Origin of the sequence: Butyrivibrio sp. WCE2006, assembly GCF_000701985.1 — a bacterium.
Classification (GTDB): domain Bacteria; phylum Bacillota; class Clostridia; order Lachnospirales; family Lachnospiraceae; genus Butyrivibrio.
On sequence record NZ_JNKH01000003.1, the window covers coordinates 163,150 to 184,732 of the forward strand.

19 protein-coding genes are annotated in these 21,583 nt (G+C 40.6%); 17 read left to right on the plus strand and 2 right to left on the minus strand.

Annotated features, from left to right (window positions below; genetic code table 11):
• Window positions 1-235 precede the first annotated feature (235 nt).
• Window positions 236-1,333 carry a redox-regulated ATPase YchF gene (ychF, locus tag T501_RS03765; RefSeq protein ID WP_044913383.1) on the plus strand — a complete coding sequence of 366 codons (1,098 nt, stop codon included), beginning with the start codon at window positions 236-238 and terminating at the stop codon, window positions 1,331-1,333.
• 122 nt (window positions 1,334-1,455) lie between these two features.
• On the opposite strand, the gene T501_RS21730 is transcribed toward ychF, so the two are convergent.
• The gene (locus T501_RS21730) at window positions 1,456-2,352 is read right to left on the minus strand and encodes an IS3 family transposase (protein WP_330376987.1); all 897 of its coding nucleotides are present in this window, start codon (window positions 2,350-2,352) and stop codon (window positions 1,456-1,458) included.
• Entirely contained in the window at window positions 2,349-3,050 is a 702-nt protein-coding gene (locus T501_RS21735) for a helix-turn-helix domain-containing protein (RefSeq protein WP_044913385.1), read from the minus strand. Before T501_RS21735 ends, T501_RS21730 begins: the two co-directional genes overlap by 4 nt.
• Window positions 3,051-3,459: 409 nt before the next feature.
• Here T501_RS21735 and T501_RS03780 point away from each other — a divergent pair, with 409 nt between their 5' ends.
• The 16 genes from T501_RS03780 to T501_RS03855 all read left to right on the plus strand — a co-directional run bounded on the left by T501_RS03780 (window position 3,460) and on the right by T501_RS03855 (window position 21,535).
• A complete protein-coding gene (locus T501_RS03780; RefSeq protein WP_044913386.1) occupies window positions 3,460-4,362 on the plus strand; it encodes a CPBP family intramembrane glutamic endopeptidase in 903 nt (300 codons plus the stop codon).
• Window positions 4,363-4,376: 14 nt separating this feature from the next.
• Window positions 4,377-5,444, plus strand: coding sequence for an SPFH domain-containing protein (locus tag T501_RS03785; RefSeq protein ID WP_044913387.1), 1,068 nt, complete (start codon window positions 4,377-4,379; stop codon window positions 5,442-5,444).
• Window positions 5,444-5,641: a type II toxin-antitoxin system antitoxin gene (locus tag T501_RS03790; RefSeq protein WP_026511482.1), complete on the plus strand. Its 198-nt coding sequence runs from the start codon at window positions 5,444-5,446 to the stop codon at window positions 5,639-5,641. The genes T501_RS03785 and T501_RS03790 overlap by 1 nt, the downstream gene beginning before the upstream one ends.
• Window positions 5,642-5,966: 325 nt before the next feature.
• Complete coding sequence (locus tag T501_RS19945) at window positions 5,967-7,382, plus strand: GGDEF domain-containing protein (RefSeq protein ID WP_050008115.1); 1,416 nt, start codon at window positions 5,967-5,969, stop codon at window positions 7,380-7,382.
• A gap of 491 nt (window positions 7,383-7,873) precedes the next feature.
• Window positions 7,874-8,314 (plus strand): division/cell wall cluster transcriptional repressor MraZ, encoded by a 441-nt coding sequence (mraZ, locus tag T501_RS03800; protein ID WP_026511484.1) that lies wholly within the window; start codon window positions 7,874-7,876, stop codon window positions 8,312-8,314.
• Between the two features lie 75 nt (window positions 8,315-8,389).
• A complete protein-coding gene (gene rsmH, locus T501_RS03805; protein ID WP_026511485.1) occupies window positions 8,390-9,331 on the plus strand; it encodes a 16S rRNA (cytosine(1402)-N(4))-methyltransferase RsmH in 942 nt (313 codons plus the stop codon).
• Between the two features lie 133 nt (window positions 9,332-9,464).
• Window positions 9,465-9,911: a hypothetical protein gene (locus tag T501_RS03810; protein WP_044913388.1), complete on the plus strand. Its 447-nt coding sequence runs from the start codon at window positions 9,465-9,467 to the stop codon at window positions 9,909-9,911.
• A 4-nt stretch (window positions 9,912-9,915) separates the two neighbouring features.
• The gene (locus T501_RS03815) at window positions 9,916-12,294 is read left to right on the plus strand and encodes a peptidoglycan D,D-transpeptidase FtsI family protein (RefSeq protein WP_044913487.1); all 2,379 of its coding nucleotides are present in this window, start codon (window positions 9,916-9,918) and stop codon (window positions 12,292-12,294) included.
• Window positions 12,295-12,401: 107 nt separating this feature from the next.
• The gene (murD, locus tag T501_RS03820; RefSeq protein WP_026511488.1) at window positions 12,402-13,775 is read left to right on the plus strand and encodes a UDP-N-acetylmuramoyl-L-alanine--D-glutamate ligase; all 1,374 of its coding nucleotides are present in this window, start codon (window positions 12,402-12,404) and stop codon (window positions 13,773-13,775) included.
• Window positions 13,776-13,823: 48 nt separating this feature from the next.
• On the plus strand, window positions 13,824-15,089 hold the full coding sequence (locus tag T501_RS03825) for an FtsW/RodA/SpoVE family cell cycle protein (protein WP_242845477.1): 1,266 nt from the start codon (window positions 13,824-13,826) through the stop codon (window positions 15,087-15,089).
• Window positions 15,090-15,098: 9 nt separating this feature from the next.
• Window positions 15,099-15,899, plus strand: coding sequence for a cell division protein FtsQ/DivIB (locus T501_RS03830; protein ID WP_242845478.1), 801 nt, complete (start codon window positions 15,099-15,101; stop codon window positions 15,897-15,899).
• Between the two features lie 78 nt (window positions 15,900-15,977).
• Window positions 15,978-17,219 carry a cell division protein FtsZ gene (ftsZ, locus tag T501_RS03835; RefSeq protein ID WP_026511491.1) on the plus strand — a complete coding sequence of 414 codons (1,242 nt, stop codon included), beginning with the start codon at window positions 15,978-15,980 and terminating at the stop codon, window positions 17,217-17,219.
• A 248-nt stretch (window positions 17,220-17,467) separates the two neighbouring features.
• Window positions 17,468-17,980, plus strand: a complete 513-nt coding sequence (gene nrdR / locus T501_RS03840) for a transcriptional regulator NrdR (protein ID WP_044913389.1) — start codon at window positions 17,468-17,470, stop codon at window positions 17,978-17,980.
• A gap of 126 nt (window positions 17,981-18,106) precedes the next feature.
• The gene (locus T501_RS03845) at window positions 18,107-19,714 is read left to right on the plus strand and encodes an ABC transporter substrate-binding protein (protein ID WP_196814228.1); all 1,608 of its coding nucleotides are present in this window, start codon (window positions 18,107-18,109) and stop codon (window positions 19,712-19,714) included.
• A 40-nt stretch (window positions 19,715-19,754) separates the two neighbouring features.
• Window positions 19,755-20,699, plus strand: a complete 945-nt coding sequence (locus T501_RS03850; RefSeq protein ID WP_026511493.1) for an ABC transporter permease — start codon at window positions 19,755-19,757, stop codon at window positions 20,697-20,699.
• A complete protein-coding gene (locus T501_RS03855) occupies window positions 20,699-21,535 on the plus strand; it encodes an ABC transporter permease (RefSeq protein ID WP_026511494.1) in 837 nt (278 codons plus the stop codon). The genes T501_RS03850 and T501_RS03855 overlap by 1 nt, the downstream gene beginning before the upstream one ends.
• Window positions 21,536-21,583 lie beyond the last annotated feature (48 nt).

Genomic DNA, 21,583 nt, shown 5'->3' on the forward strand with positions numbered 1-21,583 from the left:
TAGCGGAAAATTCCGCGTTAATTAATGCAGCGCTGTGCCGGAAAAGTCACTGCATGTTTTTACAAATCCGTCCTGACATGGTAATATATATTCGCTGTGTCAGGACTATTTTTGTGTCACAATGTGTCATAACGCATAATTAATACAAAAATGGTGCCCGGCGTGGTACTCGGTATAACAGGCTGAGATAACAAATGGCTTAAATAAAGCATTTTTAGAAGGAGATATATAAAAGATGAAACTAGGAATCGTGGGACTTCCGAACGTCGGAAAAAGTACCCTTTTTAATTCACTTACAAATGCAGGAGCACTTGCTGCAAATTATCCTTTCGCAACAATTGATCCTAATGTGGGAATCGTTGCAGTTCCGGACAAGAGACTTCAGCTTCTTGGGGATTTGTATCATTCCAAGAAGGTAACGCCTGCTACAATTGAGTTCGTAGATATTGCCGGACTCGTTAAGGGTGCTTCAAAAGGTGAAGGTCTTGGAAACCAGTTCCTTGCCAATATTCGTGAGACAGATGCAATTGTGCATGTAGTCAGATGTTTCGATGATCCCAATGTTGTTCACGTGGATGGATCAGTTGATCCGGCCAGAGATATAGAGACAATTAATCTTGAACTTGTTTTTGCTGATCTTGAAGTCCTTGAGAGAAGAATTGCCAAGACTACCAAGGCTGCAAGAATGGACAAGACAGCAGCTAAGGAACTTGAGCTTCTTAATAAGATTAAGGCAGTCCTTGAAAATGGCAAGATGGCAAGAGAACTTGAGATTGAGGACGATGATGAGAAGGCACTTATGAATACTTATGACCTTCTTACCTGGAAGCCTGTTATTTATGCAGCTAACGTTTTAGAGGATGATCTCGCCGACGATGGAGCTTCTAATAAATATGTTGCAGCTGTTCGCGAGCTTGCTTCAAAATCCGGAAGTGAAGTATTTGTGATCAGTGCTCAGATTGAAGCTGAGATTTCTGAGCTTGAGGCAGATGAGAAGGCAGAGTTCCTTGAGAGCCTTGGCCTTGCAGAGTCAGGTCTTGATAAGCTCATAGCAGCCAGCTACAGAACTCTTGGACTTATGAGTTTTCTTACATCAGGTGAGGATGAGACCAGAGCCTGGACTATAAAAATTGGCACAAAGGCACCCCAGGCAGCAGGAAAGATTCATACAGACTTTGAGAGAGGATTCATCAAAGCTGAGGTTATTAATTACGAAGATCTTCTCCGCGAGGGTTCACTTGCCGCAGCAAGAGAAAAAGGACTTGTCCGCATGGAAGGCAAAGAATATGTTGTCCAGGACGGAGATGTTATTTTATTCAGATTCAACGTGTGATACTGCAAAGCATCGCAGCAAAATAAAAAAGGACACCAATGCAATGGTGTGCTACCCGTCAAGAGGACAGTGAATAATTAAAAAGTTTCGTACCGCCAGTCGAGCAATCGCTGGCGGTATTCTTATGCAGCCGCATAGTAGCTTTCATGGTATTCAACAGGAGTCATCAGCTGAAGCTTTCGTTGGATCCTTTCCGTGTTGTAATACGTGATATAGGTTTCTATGGTATTTACAAGGTCTGATCTTGAAGTGAACCGTCTCCCATAATACGTTTCCCGCTTCAGGATCCCCCAGAAGCCTTCCATCGGACCGTTATCAATACAATGGGCCACTCTGGACATGCTCTGCTTCATATGATGCTTTTTGAGCCTTGCAGAGAACTGCTTGCTGGTGTACTGGAAACCTCGGTCACTGTGAAACAGCGGATGGGCATCCGGCTCAACTGCTACAGCTGCATCAAACGTGTTCATAACAAGCGGATTGTCGTTGTGGTCACCTATCATGTAAGCCACAATCCTGCGGTCATAAAGGTCCAGAATGGCGCTTAAGTATACCTTGTGGACTTCAATGCCGATGTAATACTTGAACTCAGTTACATCGGTCAGCCACTTCTCGTTCGGCCTGTCTGCATGGAAATTGCGGTTCAGATAGTTCCTGGCGATGTGTGCAGGATCATCGCTGCTTCTGGTACAGCTCTTAGGCTTCCACTTGATCGTAGACTGGATGCGTTCTTTGCGGCAAATCCTCAAGACACGCTTATCATTCACAGCGATACCATGCTTCCTGTCCAGCTCATCCCTTATCCGCCGGTATCCCATGTCAGGATGCTTTTCATGGATATCCTTGATCTTCTCAGAAATCTCTTCATTATACTTTTCGCTGAAACTGACAGGGTCTTTCAGCCAGCGATAGTAAGCGCTACGTGATAGCTGAAGATGCTCACATAGCCTTTGTATGGGATAGCATTTTTCTTCAGACAGTTCTTTGATCGCTTGATATTTATACAGATGTCGAGTCAGAGATAGCGATCTTTCATCTCTAACTCTCTGACTTTTTTTAACAGATCATTCTCCATCAGGAGATCACGATTCCTTCGCTCCAGTTCTGCGATCTTATCCCGCAGTTCTTCCTCAGGCGTCCTGGCAGGCTGTGTACCTGCGCGTCTTCCGCGACGATCCTCCAGACCTGCTGATCCCATCTTTTCATAACGCAATACCCAGTTGCGTACCTGTTGATAGGAGCAGTTGTATTTCAATGCAGCCGCACCATAATTCTTATCATTGGCAAGGCAATCCCTTACTATCTCAAGACGCTCTTCCGGTGTTGTGTTTCTGGCTTTCCTCATGTAGCTACCTCCACCGCTTCCGCGGCATCTGATTTCTCCATGAGCATTATAACTCTTTATCCAACATTGAAGTTGGGTTTTTGAGCGAATACCATAGCGTGCTGCAACTGCTTGCAAGGATTCAGTGCCTTCAAGATAATCATTTACAGCAGATATCTTCAACTCCTGGGAATAGCACTTAAAGGATTTTTGTTCCAATAAACCCGCAGGCCCTTCGTTACGATAAATATCAACCCACTTCTGAAACGATCCTGTTCCGCACCCAGATAATCCAGCCTGTCTTGCCGCTTCCCGGATTCCTATCTCATCCCTAAGATACTTCTCTACCAGTTCCACTTTTAGAACTGGATCAATCTTACTTTTTCTTGACATAGAAACACCCCCAAGTAGGATTTTTATATTTCCGTGTCCTACTTGGGGGTAGCATATCACAAGCTTGCTTGCTAATTGGTGTCCTTTTTTATTTTGGTATGAGGCGCGCAGCGCCTCAGCGAGGAATCGCTTGCGATTACGAGCCTGCGATGCTTTGCAGTATCACAGAAAAATATATTAAAACAACAGCGCAGCGCCTCAGCGAGGAATCGCCTGCGATTACGAGCTTGCGATGCTTTGCAGTATCATTTTTTATTTTGCCAAATTAGCAGTTTACTTTTGAAATACATATGATATCATTATGATATCAAATAGATAATGTTAATTAAGCGATGGCTCTTACAGGCGCAATGTTAATACTACCTTACCGGGCTTTCACAAAATTAACACCCAAAGAAAGAGGTATGTTATGAACGAGACTAAGTACACAGACACAAATTTAAGTAAATACCTTAGATGGGTATTTATTATAGCCTGGGTTATGCAGGTTGCGATTTGGATGTTTTACCAGAACGGAGGAGTAGCTCCGGGGCAGCTCCTTATGATAATCATGATGTGGGTTCCTTTTCTTGCAGTTTTGCTTTCAGGAGAAAAGCTTCGTGGCATGGGCTGGAAACCAAAGTTTAAAGGCAACATTTTAGCGCTTCTGTTTTCCTGGTTTGGGCCTGCAATACTGACACTTATAGGAGCAGCTGTTTATTTTGCAATTTTCCGTGATCAGCTTGATTTCAGCGGCGAATCTTTAATGGCTGCTGCGGGAGAAAACGGAGCGGCAGCACTTGAATCCTTGAAGGCTCAGGGCCTTAGCTATTCGCAGTACATTTTGATTTCTACTGCAAGTGCTATTATTTATGCTCCGCTTCTTAATATGTTTGCTGCGATTGGCGAGGAAGTCGGATGGCGAGGTTATTTATATCCGGTGCTCAAGGAAAAATATGGAAGGGGCAAAGGCCTTTTAATAGGTGGAATAATCTGGGGCATATGGCACTGGCCTCTGATCGGATTTATTGGATATGAGTATGGTTCAGACTACATAGGATTTCCGATTACAGGTATGCTTGTGTTCTGCATATTTACTATAGCATTAGGAATCTTTTGTGATGTTGTTTATGAAAAGAGTGGATGCATTTGGTTCCCGGCGATTTTACATGGTTCCATAAATGCAGCAGCTACAATTCCAATTGCGATATGTAAACCGGATGTAGGATCATTCAGACTTCTTGGTCCTGTTCCAAACGGACTGATTGCAGGACTTCCGTTTATTATAGTGGCTATATTGTTTTTAATAAAGAAGAGTAATGTTGAAAAGTGAAGGAGACATGTATTATGAGCGAAAATGTACAGGAAAAAATTATTAGAGGTAACAAAAATGGAATGGCAATGATGTGTATCATCTTGCTGGCTTATGCAGCTGCAATAGCACTGCTTGTGATCACTGCAATAGGTCTTGATGGAGAAGCAGTTTTTATCGCAGGAGCAACATCGGCAGGATTTAATCTGTTTCTGTTTGTATTAAGTTGTGTATATGTTGCAATTGGCTGGTTCCCCTTCCTTGGACTTAAGGTGCTTAAGCCCGGAGAAGCTTTGGTGCTTACGTTGTTTGGAAAATATATCGGAACATTAAAGAAAGACGGTTTTTATTATGTCAATCCTTTCTGCACAGCATTTAATCCTGCTGCTGATACCAAGCTTGGTCAGAGTGGAGATATTGCAGATAATAAGAAAATTGCGGGGATAACACTTTCTGGCACAGATATGCAGTTTACCGGAAGCAACACATCCAAGAAAATTTCCCTTAAGGTTATGACTCTTAGTAATTCCAAGCAGAAGGTAAATGATTTCCTTGGAAATCCTGTTGAAATTGCTGTAGCAGTTATGTGGAAGGTTACAGATACAGCAAAAGCAGTTTTTGCAGTTGATAACTACAAGGAGTATCTGTCACTTCAGAGTGATACTGCTGTAAGAAATGTAGTAAAGCTTTATCCTTATGATATTACTGAGAATGTGGATACTACAGGTGATGGAAAAGCTGATGACGGAAGTCTTCGTGGGTCCACAGAACTTGTTGCCAAGCGTATTAAGGATGAGATTCAGGAGAAGGTCGCAGATGCAGGCATAGAGATAGTAGATGCCAGAATTACATATCTTGCATATGCCCCTGAAATTGCAGCAGCTATGCTTCAGAGACAGCAGGCTGCAGCTGTTGTAGATGCCCGTAAGCTTATTGTTGACGGCGCAGTTGGTATGGTTGAACTTGCTTTGGAGAGACTTAACGAAAAGGAACTTGTTGATCTTGATGAAGAGAGGAAGGCAGCCATGGTATCCAATCTTCTTGTTGTGCTTTGCGGCAATCACGATCCGCAGCCTGTGGTTAACTCAGGTAGTCTTTACTAATGGCTGAGAAAAAACAGGTTCCGCTTCGACTGAGTGCAAAGCTATATGATGCCATAGCTGCCTGGGCTGAAGATGACTTTCGCTCAGTGAACGGGCAGATTGAATATCTGCTGACTGAATGTGTAAAGCAGAGAAAAAAGGACGGGAAATACGTATCCGAGCATTTGGATGAATCACCGGAATTTGATATTAAATAATGAAAATTACCCACACTGAGTGTGAATTCTCGGTGTGGGTTTTGCTATTAATCTTAAAAGAACGAAATCTTAGCTAAATTTAACACTTTTATTATTTATATTTCATTTTTACATAATATAAAAATATGCTTTTTTTCGGTAAAATATAATTGTAATTGGGAGAATATGATTAGCTGTATGTTCATTTTTAACGCTTTATAACTGCCTGAACTGCTTATTATATTTGGGGATTTTTATGGTAGTGGCAAATCAATTATGAAAAATTGGACTGACCTAAGGAATCCGCCGCAAGCGATACCCCTTAGGTCGAAGGATGAGGATAAAAATGGAAATCAAGAAAAAGCCATTAAGCAGAAGTATTACAATAGGGTGTTCTTTATTCATAGTACTTTTGTGTGTAGTTCTTGGTATCATGAATTATTTAGGCTACAAAGAAGCTTTATATAACAGATATGAAGCTTATATAACAAATATCCTTAAGTATACTGAAAGCTTTATTGATAACGATGACCTTAAAAATTGCGTTGATACCGGTGTAGAGAGTGAAAAGTTTTATGAACTTAGAGATGCAATGGACAGAGAGATGGAGGAATTTGACATTCACTATCTTTATGCCGTTAAACCGCTAAATACTGATCCTACCAAAAATGTCATGAGTGTTATTTCTGCTGAAAATTATAAAGACAGAAATAGTGGGGATGATGATTTATTATGGCTTGGATGGATATCGGATGATGAATTTGATGTAAGGACTGTAGAGAAGTTCTTTGAAATAATGAATAGTGAAGGCATAACGTTTTTTGAAGAAAAAACGGAGTGGGGGATTGATTATACGGGAGCCACGGCGCTTCGCACATCATCAGGAGAACCTTATGCTGTGCTTGCTGTTGATGTGGATATAAATGAAATAAATAAGGTAATCATTTCTCATGTTATTAAGAATTCTGTTGTAATCCTTGTTATCGGCGTTCTTTTTATGGTGGGGTTCCTGGTTTGGGCCCAGACAAATGTTACGGAGCCTATTACCAAGCTTGAAAACAGCGTTGTCAAATTTGCAAGTAACAGCCACGGACAAAGAGATATAAACGCCCTTAATTTCGTGGATCCGGATATCCATACCCACAATGAAGTCGAAACGTTGTCCAATGCTGTCCGCAGCATGACTGAGGATATGAAGGATTATGTAAAGGGCATTGCAACGGCTGAGGAAATAGCTGCGGATATGCAGATTCAGGCAAATTATATGAATGAGCTGGCAAATAAGGATATCCTTACGGGAATCAGAAATAAGAATGCATACGAACAGGAAATAGCAGGACTCAATGAGCTTGTAGAAAGCGGCAAGGCCAGATTCGGAATAGCGATGATAGATCTGAATTTCCTTAAAACAATTAACGATAATTATGGACATGAAAAAGGAGATAATGCGATAAAGAGGCTTTCCGCAATTGTATGTGATGTATTTTCACATTCACCTGTATTCAGAATAGGCGGAGACGAATTTGCGATTATTCTGATGGGAAATGATTATGAAAATATAGAGATGCTTATGGACCTCTTCAAAGAGAAGATGATAATGATTGAAAATGATGATGACCTTAATGAATGGGACAAAATATCAGCCGCAATAGGATATGCTATATATGACAAAAATATTGATGAGAATGTAAATTCTGTTTTCAGGCGCGCAGATGAAAATATGTATAAAAATAAGAAGATGATGAAAGCAGTAAGGGAGTAATGGTTACTGTTCAGACAGCTCTGCGCACATGCTGCGCTGAGCGTGAGAATGTTCTACGTCTTGAATATAGGATTTGCCCCTTTGCCGAAGGCAACTGGAATGGGCAAATCCAGTTGCTGTGAGCACCGTAAGGTGTGAACAGTAACGAGTAATGACCTATGATTTCTTGTGAGCAAAAGCGGAAATAGCCAGCAAGAATCCTGCGTAAGAATTACTAAAAAGTAATGAAAATAATTTAAATAAATTTAATTAAAATTTTATCATTCAAATAATCAAATACTTCGACAATATATTGTAATGCGTCGGATGAGTGCACTATATATTGTGCTATCAAAGCCTCCCACCGGAATGTGGGAGGCTTTTTATAGTGAAATCAATGGTTTTGAGCCTTTTTGTACGGTTGTGAAAAATAAAAAAATGGTTTATTATACATATAGGTGGTAGAAAGTGTCACAAAATGGTAAAAAAGTGGTGACAAGTGGTAGAAATCTATGGGAAAGGCGTACAAGGGCGAATACAGCCATTCAATTGATGCAAAAGGACGACTTATTATCCCGGCCAAGTTTCGTGATCTGCTGGGAGACCAGTTCGTTGTAACGAAGGGCTTTGACGGGTGTCTTTTTGTGTTCGATCAAGAGGGTTGGGATGCCTTTGAAGAGAAGCTTAGAGCTTTACCTATGGATATACCGGAAGCCAGACAGCTTGGACGATTCTTTATGGCAGGAGCCGATGATGTAGAGCTGGATAAACAGGGAAGAATACTACTGAAATCAAACTGGCTTAGCCATGCTGCTATTGATAAAGAAGCAGTTGTTGCAGGTGTTGGAAACCGCGTTGAAATCTGGAGCAAGGAGAAGTGGGAGAAAGCAACAAGCTTTGATGATATAGACAGCATTGCAGAGAAAATGAGCAACTACGGACTTAGCATTTAAAATTTAAAATACATATATTTACTACCTACAACCACTTAAGAAACATAAATCTGATAATTTAAAAAAGAGGGAACAATGGAATTTAAACATTACTCAGTGCTCCTTAACGAGGTAATTGAAAATCTGAATATCGACCCCGATGGGATTTATGTTGATGGAACATTGGGTGGCGCCGGACATTCAAGTCATATAGCAGAAAAACTTTCTGATAAGGGCAGATTGTACGGAATAGATCAGGATGAGGATGCTATAAAAGCTGCATCTGAGCGCCTTAAACCTTTTGGGGACAGAGCGGTGATCATCCGTGATAATTATGAAAATGCAGTAAACAGGCTAAAAGAGCTTGGAGTGGAGAGCGCAAACGGTATTTTGCTTGACCTTGGAGTGTCATCCTTTCAGTTGGACAATGAGGAGAGAGGATTTACATACAGGTTTGATACACCACTTGATATGAGAATGGACAGAAGGCAGGAACTTACTGCCGGGATAATAGTTAATGAATTTTCTGAGATGGATATCTTCCATATAATAAAAAATTACGGAGAAGATAAATTCGCCAAGAATATTGCAAAGCATATTGTGGCCAGAAGGAAAGAAAAGCCTATAGAGACAACCTTTGAACTTAATGAAATAATCAAGGCTGCAATACCTGCGAGAATGAGGGAAAAGGGAGGACATCCTTCTAAAAGAACCTATCAGGCGCTTAGAATTGCCTGCAACAGAGAATTGGATGTTCTTGAGAATTCTCTGGACGGAATGATAGATTTTCTGGCACCGGGAGGAAGGATATGTGTAATAACGTTCCACTCCCTTGAGGATAGGATCGTCAAGAATAATTTCCGGAAAAATGAGAATCCCTGCACCTGTCCTCCTGAAATTCCAATCTGTGTATGTGGGAAGAAGTCAAAGGGAAAGGTTATTACAAGAAAGCCTATTTTACCGTCTGAAAAAGAACTTGAAGAAAACTCAAGAAGCGCAAGCGCAAAGCTTAGAGTATTTGAAAAAATATCTGAATGAAATGAAAAAAGTTTAACGTAAATCAGAAACGTTAACAGGTTTTAAATGATTACTCATATTTTGTGTGATGCAAAGTGTGAAAATAGTGAATTGTCCTAAGGTGTTACCTTAAGACCTTTTACGGGGGAATATTATGGAAAAGAATTATGTTTACGGAAATACAGCGAGAAAATTAAATAATCCTGCAAGGCAGAGACGTGAAAATATGCCACTCCATCTGCAGCAGAGAGCACAGGCCAAAAGAAGGGCTCATAGAATGAGTTTTGGATATTTGGCATTTTTATCACTTGCAGTTTTGACTACAGGTATTATACTGACATGGTATATAACTTTACAGGCAGATATCACTGCCAGCGTTAAATCTGTTTCTACACTTGAGGCTCAGCTCAATACATTGAAGCAGGATAACGATGAAGCTTATAACAAGGCAATCAGTAACCTTGATCTGGAGGAGATAAAACGTATTGCAATAGGTGAGTATGGAATGACCTATGCAACGGAGGGGCAGATTATCACATATTCCGACGGTGGCGGAAATGATTATGTTAGACAGCTGGCTCCAATACCGGACGGAAATTAAAGCTATGAGTAGAAAAAGAAGTAAAGCACAAAAATTTACAATAGGAATGAAAAAGAAGCTGGCAGTGCTATTTATAGTGGTACTGACAGCTTTTGTTGGTTTGAGTATCAGGCTTATTCTGATAACAAGGGACAATGGAGAGGCTTATGAAAAGCAGGTTCTCTCCCAGCAAAAATACGATTCTACAACAATTCCCTACAGAAGAGGGGAGATACTTGATGCAAACGGCACGGTTCTTGCTTACAGTGAGAAGGTATATAATGTAATACTTGATGCCAAGCTCGTATTATCAGATGAGAAATTCCTTGAACCTACGGTTTCAGCTCTTGTCAGATGCTTTGGATTTGATGAAGGAGAAATCAGAAACTATATCTCAGAGCATCCCGATTCCCAGTACTACACACTTGCCAAGCAGCTTACTTATGACCAGATCAGTGAGTTTCAGGGGCTTATAACTATTGGCGGCGAGAATCAGGATGAAAATGTCCAGGGTGTATGGTTTGAAGAAAACTATGTAAGAAAATATCCAAATGGCTCAATGGCCTGTGATGTTGTGGGATTTACCACAAGTGATAACAATGGTCTTTTTGGACTTGAAGAGTATTACAATGATGTTCTTAGCGGAAGCAACGGACGAATCTATGGTTATCTTGATGAAGATTCAAATCTTGAGAGAACTACAATTCCAGCAACAGACGGCAACAGTATAGTTACTACAATTGACGGCAATCTTCAGTCAATCGTCGAGAAGTATCTTCAGGAATTTAATGATACATACAAAGATGCCTATCGTGAGGGCAACGGTGCTAACAACATTGGATGCGTTATCATGGATGTTAATAACGGCGATGTTCTTGCTATGGGCAGTTATCCTAAGTTTGACTTAAATGATACGAAGAATCCTGAGAACCTGATAGGCATGCCAAGGGTAGATGAGAGAGGTCTTAAAATTGCCGGCGAGAGCGTATATGATTCAGGTGTTTACATAAATCAGGCGATGCTTGATGGAATGTCTGATGAAGAAAAAATGTGGAATTTTAACGCATTATGGAGAAATTTTTGTATTTCAGATACGTATGAGCCCGGTTCTGTTGCAAAACCTTTTACGGTAGCAACAGGAATTGAGTCCGGAATGATTACCGGAAATGAAGTCTATGACTGTGGCGGATATCTTGAGTTTGGCGGACATAGAATATATTGCCATAACAGATATGGAGATGGTGCTGTATCAGTGGCAAGAGGTATAGAAATATCCTGTAACGTTGCCATGATGAAAATCGGTCAGGTAATAGGCCCTGATATTTTCGCCCAGTTCCAGAAAAACTTTGGATTTGGACTTAAGACAAATATAGATCTTGCAGGTGAGGCAAGAACGGCAGGCCTTACTTACAGTGCGGAGGATATGGGATCATCTGAGCTTGCCACAGGTACTTTTGGTCAGGGTTTTAACGTTGATATGATAGAGATGATCACTGCTTTCAGCTCCCTTGTAAATGGCGGAAAGTACTATGAGCCCCATGTTGTAAGAAAAATCCTTAATTCATCAGGTGCTACGGTTAAAAGTATAGAACCCAGAGTGCTTAGACAGACAATTTCTGAGTCAACATCTGATAAGATTATTGAGTATTGTAATCTGGTTGTGGCAGGTGACGAAGGAACAGGTAAAACTGCAAGACCTGCAGGATATATGATAGGTGGAAAAACCGGTACTGCAGAAACTGTACCGCGTAGAAATCGTCAATATGTGGTATCATTTATGGGATATGCTCCCGCAGATGATCCTCAGATTGCAATATATGTTGTTGTAGACAGACCGAACGCTATGGATCAGGCAGATGCCAAGTTTGCCACCAGAGTTGTCAGAAAGGTATTAACAGAGGCACTTCCTTATCTCAATATACCCATGACAGAACCTGTTACTGAAGAAGAGCAGGCAGAGCTTGATGAACTCAGAGAAAAGGAAATCATGATGGCTGCTTCCAAACAGACAGGAGTAGAATATGTGCTTGATGAAAACGGCGATCCGGTTCTTGATGAGAATGGAAACCCTATTCCTGTTGATGCAGAAAGCTCAGGAGAAGCAGCAGAAAGCGAAGAGCAGGAAGGTGAAGGAGAAGCTGCAAATCAGGGTGATGATACTGGAGCCGCTTCTGAAGGTCAGGCTGCTGAAGGTGATGCAGAGGGCGATGGTATTTGGGAAAAGATACCTGAGGATGAAAATGCAGAGCCGGTATGGAAGTCCTTTGAAATTGATGAAGCTACAGGATACTACATTGATCCCGAAAACGGTGACCTGATAAATCCTGAAGATGGACATTCTATAGGCGGAGAAGGCCTTCCTGATTATGAACCTGATGAAGAAGGCGCCACTGAGGGCAATTAAGCTGTAATATATGCAAATGATGTAAAAATGGATTGGAAAAACCATGTAATGCCGGGAAGAGGTCATAGAGAGCATTACCACTTAAGAAATCAGATAGAAGGAAAGATATGAAAGCAGAGAATTTAATAGGAAAAAAAGTACTTGTTATAGGAACCGGAATATCCGGAATAGGTAGCGCCAGGCTGCTTGGAAAAGTCGGTGCAGAGCCGGTGATTTTTGATGAAAATACAAAGGTGACAGAAGAAGCCGTAAAAGCAAAGCTTGAAGGCTATGAAGGAAAAGAACCTATGATAATCATAGGGGAACTTTCATCTGAAATGATAAAGGAGCTTGTACTTGTGGTGCCAAGTCCTGCAGTGCCTCTTGATTCTCCTTTGATCCTGCGACTTAAGGAAGCAGGACTTCCAATATGGAGTGAGATAGAGCTTGCCTTTAATTTTGCAAAGGGACAGATGGTTGCCATAACAGGAACCAACGGTAAGACTACCACAACAACCCTTGTTGGAGAAATAATGAAGGCGCATTTTTCATCGACCTATGTTGTTGGAAATATAGGCTATTCCTATGCGGAGAGAGCATTGGAAATGACTGATGATACAGTGTCAATTGGAGAAATCAGCAGCTTCCAGCTTGAGGCTGTTGAGAATTTTCATGCTAAGGTGTCCGCAATCCTGAATATAACACCGGATCATCTGAACAGGCACCACACAATGGAATGCTATGCTTCAATGAAGGAGAATATTACAAATAATCAGACTAAGGATGATATATGTGTCCTTAACTATGATAATGAATATACCAGGGATTTTGCAGCAAGATGCCCTGCAACAGTAGTGTTTTTCTCATCAAAGGAAAAACTTGAAGACGGCTTTTTCCTTGACGGAGAGGATATATGCCTTGCTAAATCCGGTACATCCGAAAAGGTAATGAATGTACACGAGATGAATCTTGTGGGAACCTGTAATTATGAAAATGTAATGGCTGCCATAGCTATGGGGCTTGCCATGGGTGTCCCTATGGATACTATCCTTAACGTGGTTCGTTCATTTAAGGCAGTGGAGCACCGTATTGAATTTGTAGCTACAAAGAACGGTGTTGACTATTATAATGATTCAAAGGGCACAAACCCTGATGCTGCCATTCAGGGCATCAAGGCAATGAGCAAGCCTACTTATCTGATCGGAGGCGGTTATGATAAGGGAAGCGAATATGACGAATGGATAGAAGCTTTTGATGGTAAGGTTAAAAAGCTTGTCCTTATTGGTGTTACAAAGCAGAAGATTGCTGACTGTGCTAAAAAGCATGGCTTTAATGATTATGTATTTATGGAAACCTATGAAGAAGCACTGAAATATTGCAGTGATAATGCAGTTTCGGGTGAGGCGGTTCTTCTTTCGCCTGCCTGCGCAAGCTGGGATATGTTTCCAAGTTATGAAGTAAGAGGGCAGCAGTTCAAAGATTATGTAAACAGTCTTAAATAATGAGAAACTGGTTATGAGAACTTCGAACTGTTATTAAGGGGGGATTTTATGGCAACTGCAAGAATGGCGAGAACAGCAGGCAGATCCGGAACAAGGCGGCAGGGAAGCGTTGCTACTGCTGCACGTGGACGGAATGAAATGGCTGGAGCGTACAACTTGCGAAGTACTGACAATAGGAAAATAAATCGCAAGGTTAAAAAAGAGGTGTATGTAGATTACAGTATGATCTTTGTTGTACTGTTTCTGCTTGTATTTGGCCTTGTAATGCTGTATTCGACCAGCTCATATGATGGAAGACTTAAGTATGAGGATTCGGCATATTATTTAAAGCATCAGCTTATGCCGACATGCCTTGGTGTGGGAGTTATGATGCTTGTATCAAGGATTCCCTATCATTTATACAGTAAGCTTTCATCGCTTGCCTATGTGATGGCTATAACTTTGATTTTGCTGGTAAAAACACCTCTTGGTATGGAGATTAACAAGGCGAGACGCTGGATCAAAATATTCGGTGTCTCAGTTCAGCCGGCAGAAGCTGCAAAGCTTGCAATGATAATTGTGCTGGCGACTTTTATAAGTAAACTGGGGAAAGGGATTACGCAGCCAAAAGCATTCTGGGTGGTACTTGGAGTTCCGGTTCCCGTATCTCTTCTGGTTTGGAAAGTAACAAGTAACCTTAGTTCTGCAATCATAATTTTTGGAATTGCTTTTCTGATGCTCTTTGTATCCACTCCGGGATACAGAAAGTTTATTGCCATAACCGCAGCCGGAGTAGCTGCAGCGGCAGGAGTGGTAGCTCTGGTTGTGAGAGCGGGATACCACAGTGAGATGAACTATCGATTTGGTCGTATTCTTGCATGGCTCGATCCTGAAGCTTATGTAAATGATAAGGGATATCAGACTCTTCAGTCTCTTTATGCAATAGGCTCAGGCGGAATATTTGGAAAAGGTCTCGGAGAGAGTATGCAGAAGCTTGGCTTTATTCCTGAGGCACAAAATGATATGATTTTTTCAATCATTTGCGAAGAACTTGGAATAGTCGGTGCTATTGCTGTTATGATCATGTTTGTCATACTCATTTACAGAATGATGATAATTGCGCAGAATGCACCTGATATGTACGGGGCACTTCTGGTTATAGGAGTTATGGCACATATATCAATTCAGGTTATTCTTAATATTGCGGTTGTAACCAATACTATTCCAAATACAGGAATAACACTTCCTTTTATCAGCTATGGTGGCACGGCCGTTCTTTTCCTTCTGACAGAGATGGGAATAGTATTTAATGTGGCCAGACATATTGAAGTGTAAAGGGCTGGTATGATGGCAAATAAAAGTCGAAGAGTAAAAAGAAAGACAGAACATGCTCCCCGAAAGGGCTTTGGGGAGCTGTTTTTTCTACATAAGAGCCTGTTTTTCATCGGCGCATTTGTTTTGATATTGTTGATTGGCGTGATGTCTGCGCTATTATACGTATCGAATAATTACACTATTACAAATGTTTATGTAGATGGAAACATTCACTATACGGATGAAGAAGTAATGAACATGGTTATGACGGATAAGCTTGATAAAAACTCGCTATATCTGTCACTGAAGTATAGGAATAAGGAGATAACGGGGATTCCTTTTATCGAAAAGATGGATGTGGAGATCCTGGCTCCTGATACTGTAAGAATTAATGTTTATGAAAAAGCCATAGCAGGGTATGTGAAATATCTTGACAGGTACATATATTTTGACAGAGACGGAATAGTGGTTGAGACATCCGGCGAGCCGTCAAGTGATGTTCCACTGGTGCTTGGACTTAATTTTGATTATATTGTGCTTCATGAAAAGCTGCCTGTTGAAAATGATAATGTATTTTCAGAAATTCTGGACATAACACAATTATTGAATAAATATGACCTGAATGCTGATAAAATCTTTTTTGACAGTGATTTCCATTTATATGTTTATTTTGAAAATGTAGAAGTTAGTCTTGGAACTAATGACAACATAGATGAAAAAGTGATACAATTACAATATATTTTACCTGAGCTTCAAGGCAAAAGCGGCATCCTGGAAATGTCAGAATACGACTCAAATACTCAAAACATTACGTTTGAAGAGAAAAAATGAAATTCTAGGTTGTAAATTATATAAAAAAATTATAAAATGGCTTGTAGGAGTTTTAGGTTATGAAGGAGGAGCACTATCTTGCTTGAACTTAAGTCGAATGAAGCTGAATCCGGTGCCAAGATAATAGTCGTTGGGGTAGGTGGCGCAGGAAATAATGCTGTAAATAGAATGGTAGAAGAAAGTATTTCCGGTGTTGAATTCATCGGAATTAATACGGATAAGCAGGCTCTGCAGCTCTGCAAAGCACCAAAGCTTTTGCAGATCGGTGAGAAGCTGACCAAGGGACTTGGCGCAGGAGCTAAGCCTGAGATCGGTCAGAAGGCAGCCGAGGAGAGCCAGGAAGAGATCACTAATGCACTTAAGGGTGCTGATATGGTCTTTGTCACCTGTGGTATGGGTGGCGGTACCGGTACTGGTGCTGCTCCTGTTGTTGCTAAGATAGCAAAGGATATGGGGATACTTACTGTTGGTGTTGTTACCAAGCCTTTTGCTTTCGAAGCTCGTGTTCGTATGCAGAATGCACTTCAGGGCATTAATACTATAAAGAATAATGTTGATACACTTATCGTTATTCCTAATGATAAGCTTCTTCAGATTGTTGACAGACGTACAACAATGCCTGATGCACTTAAAAAGGCAGATGAGGTACTTCAGCAGGCTGTTCAGGGAATTACAGATCTTATTAATGTTCCCGCAGTTATCAACCTCGACTTTGCTGATGTACAGACAGTCATGAAGGAAAAAGGAATCGCACATATCGGTATTGGATTTGGTAAGGGCGATGACAAGGCTGCCGATGCAGTTAAGATGGCTGTTGAGTCTCCTCTTCTTGAGACTAAGATTGATGGTGCATCAAATGTCATTATCAATGTATCCGGTGACATTACACTTATGGATGCTTCAGTTGCATCAGATTATATTAGAAATCTTGCCGGCGATGATGTTAATATTATCTTTGGTGCTATGTATGATGAGAGTATGGCTGATACCTGCAATATTACTGTTATTGCTACAGGTATCGATGATAAGAATAACGTTTTACCGGCAGCGAAGCCTGTCGCAAAACCTGTTCAGCAGCCCACTGCACCTCAGGTTACACCTACAGTAACTCCTCAGGTACAGGTTCAGTCTAATCAGATAATGCCGGAGCCTACAATTGATACACTCACAGCGCGCAGTGCACAGCCGGTTCAACCCGCAAGACCGATAACTCCCCAGCCGACACCCAGACCGCAAGCAGGTCTTAATCGTGCTCCGGAGGTTAGAAGTTCCGTAGAAGCTAAGAGTCTTAAGATTCCGGATTTCTTGCAGAAAAAATAATTATATATGACTATTGTAAAGAGCAATCATTTTGTGGTTGCTCTTTATTTATGTTTTTAGGTTTGTAATGCTGCTTTTTTCCTTTGAGATGTCACTTTTTTTGTTCGTATTATCGCTTTTTTATGCGCATTATTGCTTTTTTGTGTGGAAAATTACGTTTAGTAATGTTACAATAATTTGTGTGGGTTAATAATTCATACACCAAATATTGATTTTCTATGTGCAAGGTGCACAGAAAGGTTAATGCTATGAAGTGTCCTTTTTGCGGTAAAGACAACACTCGTGTAATTGATTCAAGACCTGCTGATGATAATACGTCAATAAGACGCAGACGTGTATGCGACTCCTGTGGCAAGAGGTTTACAACCTATGAGAAGGTAGAGACTATCCCGCTGATTGTTATCAAGAAGGATAATAATCGTGAGCCTTATAACCGCGCTAAGATTGAAGCCGGTGTACTTAGAGCCTGCCATAAGAGACCTGTTAGTGCTCAGCAGATTACAAGCATTGTTGATGCTGTTGAGACTGAGGTATTTAATCTTGAGCAAAAGGAGATACCAAGCCGTATTATCGGTGAGCTCTGCATGGAGAAAATGAAGAATCTTGATCCGGTTGCATATGTGAGATTCGCTTCTGTTTATCGTGAATTCAAGGACGTTAATACATTTATGGATGAATTAAAGATTGTTCTTGAGAAGGAAGAGGAGGGCGTTATAACCGATTCAACAGATAAGAGCACTCCGCTTTTGAAAAAAGAATAACTTTTTTAATCCGATTCTTGGGTTTTGAAGAGATTCAATATTCTTTAACTTTATATTGACATCCCGTTCTTCTTTACGTATAGTTGATTAGGTTAAAAAACTTAATACGGAAGGAAGGATTGTAACATGATGAAGAAAAGTATTGGAAGGAGAAGCCTTTCCACTCTTTTGGTTGTGTTAACGACACTGACTCTTACATTGAGCGGATGCTCAAGTAAAAAGGCAGAGGAATCTACGGCAGATGCAACAGAAGCTACCGAGACCACCAGTTCAACGAACAGTGAAACGGAGGAAGCTGAGAGCACTGCGACAGAAGATGATCTTTCAAAGATTACCATTGGTATTCCCCAGGATATCGACAGTTTGGACCCGCACATGGCTACTTCGGCGGGATCTAGAGAGATACTGTTCAATATCTATGAAGGACTTGTTAAGCCAGATCAGGACGGTAATCTTAAGCCTGCTATAGCCAGTGACTACACAATTTCTGATGATGGAAAGGTTTACACATTCACACTGAGAGATGGAGTTAAGTTCCACGACGGTCAGACGGTTACGGCAGAGGATGTTAAATATTCTATAGAGCGTAACGCCGGTACCGATGGAACAGATCCGTTGATATCGGCTTTTTCTAATATTGAAAGTGTCGAGGTTCAGGATGACTCAACTATAGTGATGACACTGAAGGAAGCAAATACAGAGTTTTTGGCATATATGACAGTTGCCATTATACCTGCTGCTAATGAAGATCCTGAAGCTAATCCTATAGGAACAGGCCCCTACAAATTTGTTTCACGCTCTCCACAGGAGAATGTAGTTCTTACAAAGTTTGATGAATATTGGGGCGAGCCCGCATATATTCAGGATGTAGTGCTTAAGATTGAGGCAAACAGCGATGCTATTGTTATGGATCTTGAAGGCGGTTCGATAGATTTATTTGCCCGCGTAACATCAGCTCAGGTTTCACAGCTCTCAGATAAGTTTGATATATATGAGGGAACAATGAACCTTGTGCAGGCATTATATCTTAACAATGCAAAAGCTCCATTTGATAACGAGAAGGTTCGTCAGGCACTTTGCTATGCTATCGATCCTCAGACAATAATGGATTTTGTATCAGATGGTAAGGGAACAGAGCTTGGAAGTAGTATGTATCCTTCATTTGCAAAGTACTTTGATGCAAGTCTTAATGACACATACAACCAGGACATCGATAAGGCAAAGGAACTTCTTGCTGAGGCAGGATATGCTGATGGCTTTGATTTCACAATCACAGTTCCTTCAAACTACACACAGCATGTAGATACAGCACAGGTAATTGTTGAGGAGCTTAAGGAAATCGGTGTAAACGCAACAATACAGGAAGTTGAATGGAATTCATGGCTTGAGGATGTTTACACAAATCGTAATTTTGAATCAACAGTCGTAGGTGTTGATGCTTCAACTCTTACAGCTTATGCAATGCTTAGCAGATTTGAATCTGATGCCCACAATAATTTCATTAACTACAGTAATGCAGATTATGATAAGGCGTTGGAAGCAGCAATTGCAGCAGTTGATGATAATGAAAAAACTAAGTACTACAAGGAATGTGAGAAGATTCTTTCTGAGACAGCAGCAAATGTATATATACAGGATCTTCCGGAATTTGTAGCAGTTAATAAGAAGTTTACAGGATATACATTCTATCCGTTATATGCGCAGGATTTTTCTAAGATCAAACCTGCACAGTAATTTTTTAAAAATTATAATTTGAAATACGAGGAACACGCATATGAGATATATATTGAAAAAAGCTTTGAGCATGGCGCTTACTTTGATCGTTGTATCTTTCTGCGTGTTCCTTGCTTTTAGTTTAATACCCGGAGACCCCGTTACAAGAATGTTCGGAACGGAAGCCACTCCGGAACTTTTAGCACAATACAGAGAAAAAATGGGGCTGAATGCTCCGCTTATTGTCAGATATTTTCGTTGGGCCAGCGCCTTTGTACAAGGAGATCTTGGTACATCATACAATTATAAGATCCCGGTTGCGGGAATGATTGCAGAAAAAATACCGATAACACTTACTTTGGCTATCATGTCTTTTGTTATTATGGTAGTCGTTTCGATTCCTCTTGGAATTTATACAGCAAAATATGAAAACGGATTGATCGATCATATTGTTTCATCTCTTAATCAGATTATTATGGCTATACCGCCATTTTTCTCAGGAATATTATTGACCTTCTTTTTTGGAGTAGTAATAAAAATCTTTACTCCGGGAGGTTTTGTATCATATACGAAGGATGTAAGTGAATTTTTAAAATATCTAATTTTACCAGCTTTTGCTATAGCGCTTCCAAAGGCAGCTATGGCTACAAAACTTCTTCGAGGCTCGGTTATCGAGGAAGCAGGAAAGGATTATACTAGAACCGCTTATAGCAGAGGAAATACCACTAATGCTGTTTTATATCTGCATGTTCTTAAAAATGCAATGATCCCGGTAGTTACTTTTATGGGAATGGCTCTTGCAGACATGGTTGCAGGAAGCATTGTAATAGAGCAGGTTTTTGGAATACCCGGTATAAGCAGAATACTACTGACATCAATAAATAATCGTGACTATCCTGTTGTGGAAGCAATAATTATGGGGATAGCGATTATGGTTCTGGTAGTTAATTTCTTAGTGGATATTATATATAGAATCATTGATCCAAGAATTGAGGCAGGAAAGTAATGAAGAGATTTTTAGCTCTTTTTAAAAAGAATACAGCCACCGGTAGAAGAAATACCTATCTTATTCTTGGTATGGCAATTACCGGTGTTGTGCTTTTGATGGTAATAATTGGCATTTTTTATACACCATACAGTCCAACTAAGATGGACTCATCTGCAAAGCTTCAGGGGATGTCGTTAAAACATCTCATGGGTACGGATAATATGGGGAGGGATGTGTTTAGCAGGGTGCTTTATGGAAGCAGGATAACTCTTGCTATCGCCACATTTACAATACTTCTCGGAGCGGGCGTTGGAACAGTGATTGGAGCGCTTACAGGTTATTTTGGAGGTATCGCTGATGAAATAACGATGCGTATCGTGGATGCGATGCTTGCGTTTCCCAGCATTTTGCTTTCACTTGTATTTGTAAGCCTTTTTGGAACAGGTACATATCAGGTAGCTGTTGCACTTGGAATTTCCTTCGTTCCCAGTTTTGCAAGAATAGTACGAAGTGAGTTTCTAAGGTGCAAAAATATGGATTATGTGGAAGTTGCAAAGCTTCAGGGAGTATCTTCGCTAAGGATTATTTTTGTGCACATTCTTCCAAATACCGTTGAGGTATTACTTTCTTCAGTGATGATAGGTTTTAATAATGCTGTTCTAGCTGAGGCAGGACTTAGCTTTTTGGGAATTGGCGCTCAGCCGCCATATGCCAGCCTTGGAAATATGTTGTCTGACGCTCAGGGCTATCTTTTTAATAAACCCAGCTATGTAATCAGCATAGGTGTGGTGATAGTGCTTATGGTACTTGGATTCTCATTCCTCGGTGAAGGAATAAAGAGAATTTCATCATGAAAGAATAGTGTTATTGTTGGAATTATATGAGCTATTTTATGTTTCTGA

What these genes read in the sequence shown, in the direction of transcription:
- mraZ (WP_026511484.1), top strand. Translation starts at nt 7,874, where the DNA reads ATGGGAAAGGCGTACAAGGGCGAATACAGCCATTCAATTGATGCAAAA.
- murD (WP_026511488.1), top strand. Translation starts at nt 12,402, where the DNA reads ATGAAAGCAGAGAATTTAATAGGAAAAAAAGTACTTGTTATAGGAACC.
- nrdR (WP_044913389.1), top strand. Translation starts at nt 17,468, where the DNA reads ATGAAGTGTCCTTTTTGCGGTAAAGACAACACTCGTGTAATTGATTCA.
- T501_RS03810 (WP_044913388.1), top strand. Translation starts at nt 9,465, where the DNA reads ATGGAAAAGAATTATGTTTACGGAAATACAGCGAGAAAATTAAATAAT.
- T501_RS03845 (WP_196814228.1), top strand. Translation starts at nt 18,107, where the DNA reads ATGATGAAGAAAAGTATTGGAAGGAGAAGCCTTTCCACTCTTTTGGTT.
- T501_RS03830 (WP_242845478.1), top strand. Translation starts at nt 15,099, where the DNA reads ATGATGGCAAATAAAAGTCGAAGAGTAAAAAGAAAGACAGAACATGCT.
- T501_RS21735 (WP_044913385.1), bottom strand. Translation starts at nt 3,050, where the DNA reads ATGTCAAGAAAAAGTAAGATTGATCCAGTTCTAAAAGTGGAACTGGTA.
- T501_RS19945 (WP_050008115.1), top strand. Translation starts at nt 5,967, where the DNA reads ATGGAAATCAAGAAAAAGCCATTAAGCAGAAGTATTACAATAGGGTGT.
- T501_RS03780 (WP_044913386.1), top strand. Translation starts at nt 3,460, where the DNA reads ATGAACGAGACTAAGTACACAGACACAAATTTAAGTAAATACCTTAGA.
- rsmH (WP_026511485.1), top strand. Translation starts at nt 8,390, where the DNA reads ATGGAATTTAAACATTACTCAGTGCTCCTTAACGAGGTAATTGAAAAT.
- T501_RS03785 (WP_044913387.1), top strand. Translation starts at nt 4,377, where the DNA reads ATGAGCGAAAATGTACAGGAAAAAATTATTAGAGGTAACAAAAATGGA.
- T501_RS03790 (WP_026511482.1), top strand. Translation starts at nt 5,444, where the DNA reads ATGGCTGAGAAAAAACAGGTTCCGCTTCGACTGAGTGCAAAGCTATAT.
- ychF (WP_044913383.1), top strand. Translation starts at nt 236, where the DNA reads ATGAAACTAGGAATCGTGGGACTTCCGAACGTCGGAAAAAGTACCCTT.
- T501_RS03855 (WP_026511494.1), top strand. Translation starts at nt 20,699, where the DNA reads ATGAAGAGATTTTTAGCTCTTTTTAAAAAGAATACAGCCACCGGTAGA.
- T501_RS03815 (WP_044913487.1), top strand. Translation starts at nt 9,916, where the DNA reads ATGAGTAGAAAAAGAAGTAAAGCACAAAAATTTACAATAGGAATGAAA.
- T501_RS03850 (WP_026511493.1), top strand. Translation starts at nt 19,755, where the DNA reads ATGAGATATATATTGAAAAAAGCTTTGAGCATGGCGCTTACTTTGATC.
- T501_RS03825 (WP_242845477.1), top strand. Translation starts at nt 13,824, where the DNA reads ATGGCAACTGCAAGAATGGCGAGAACAGCAGGCAGATCCGGAACAAGG.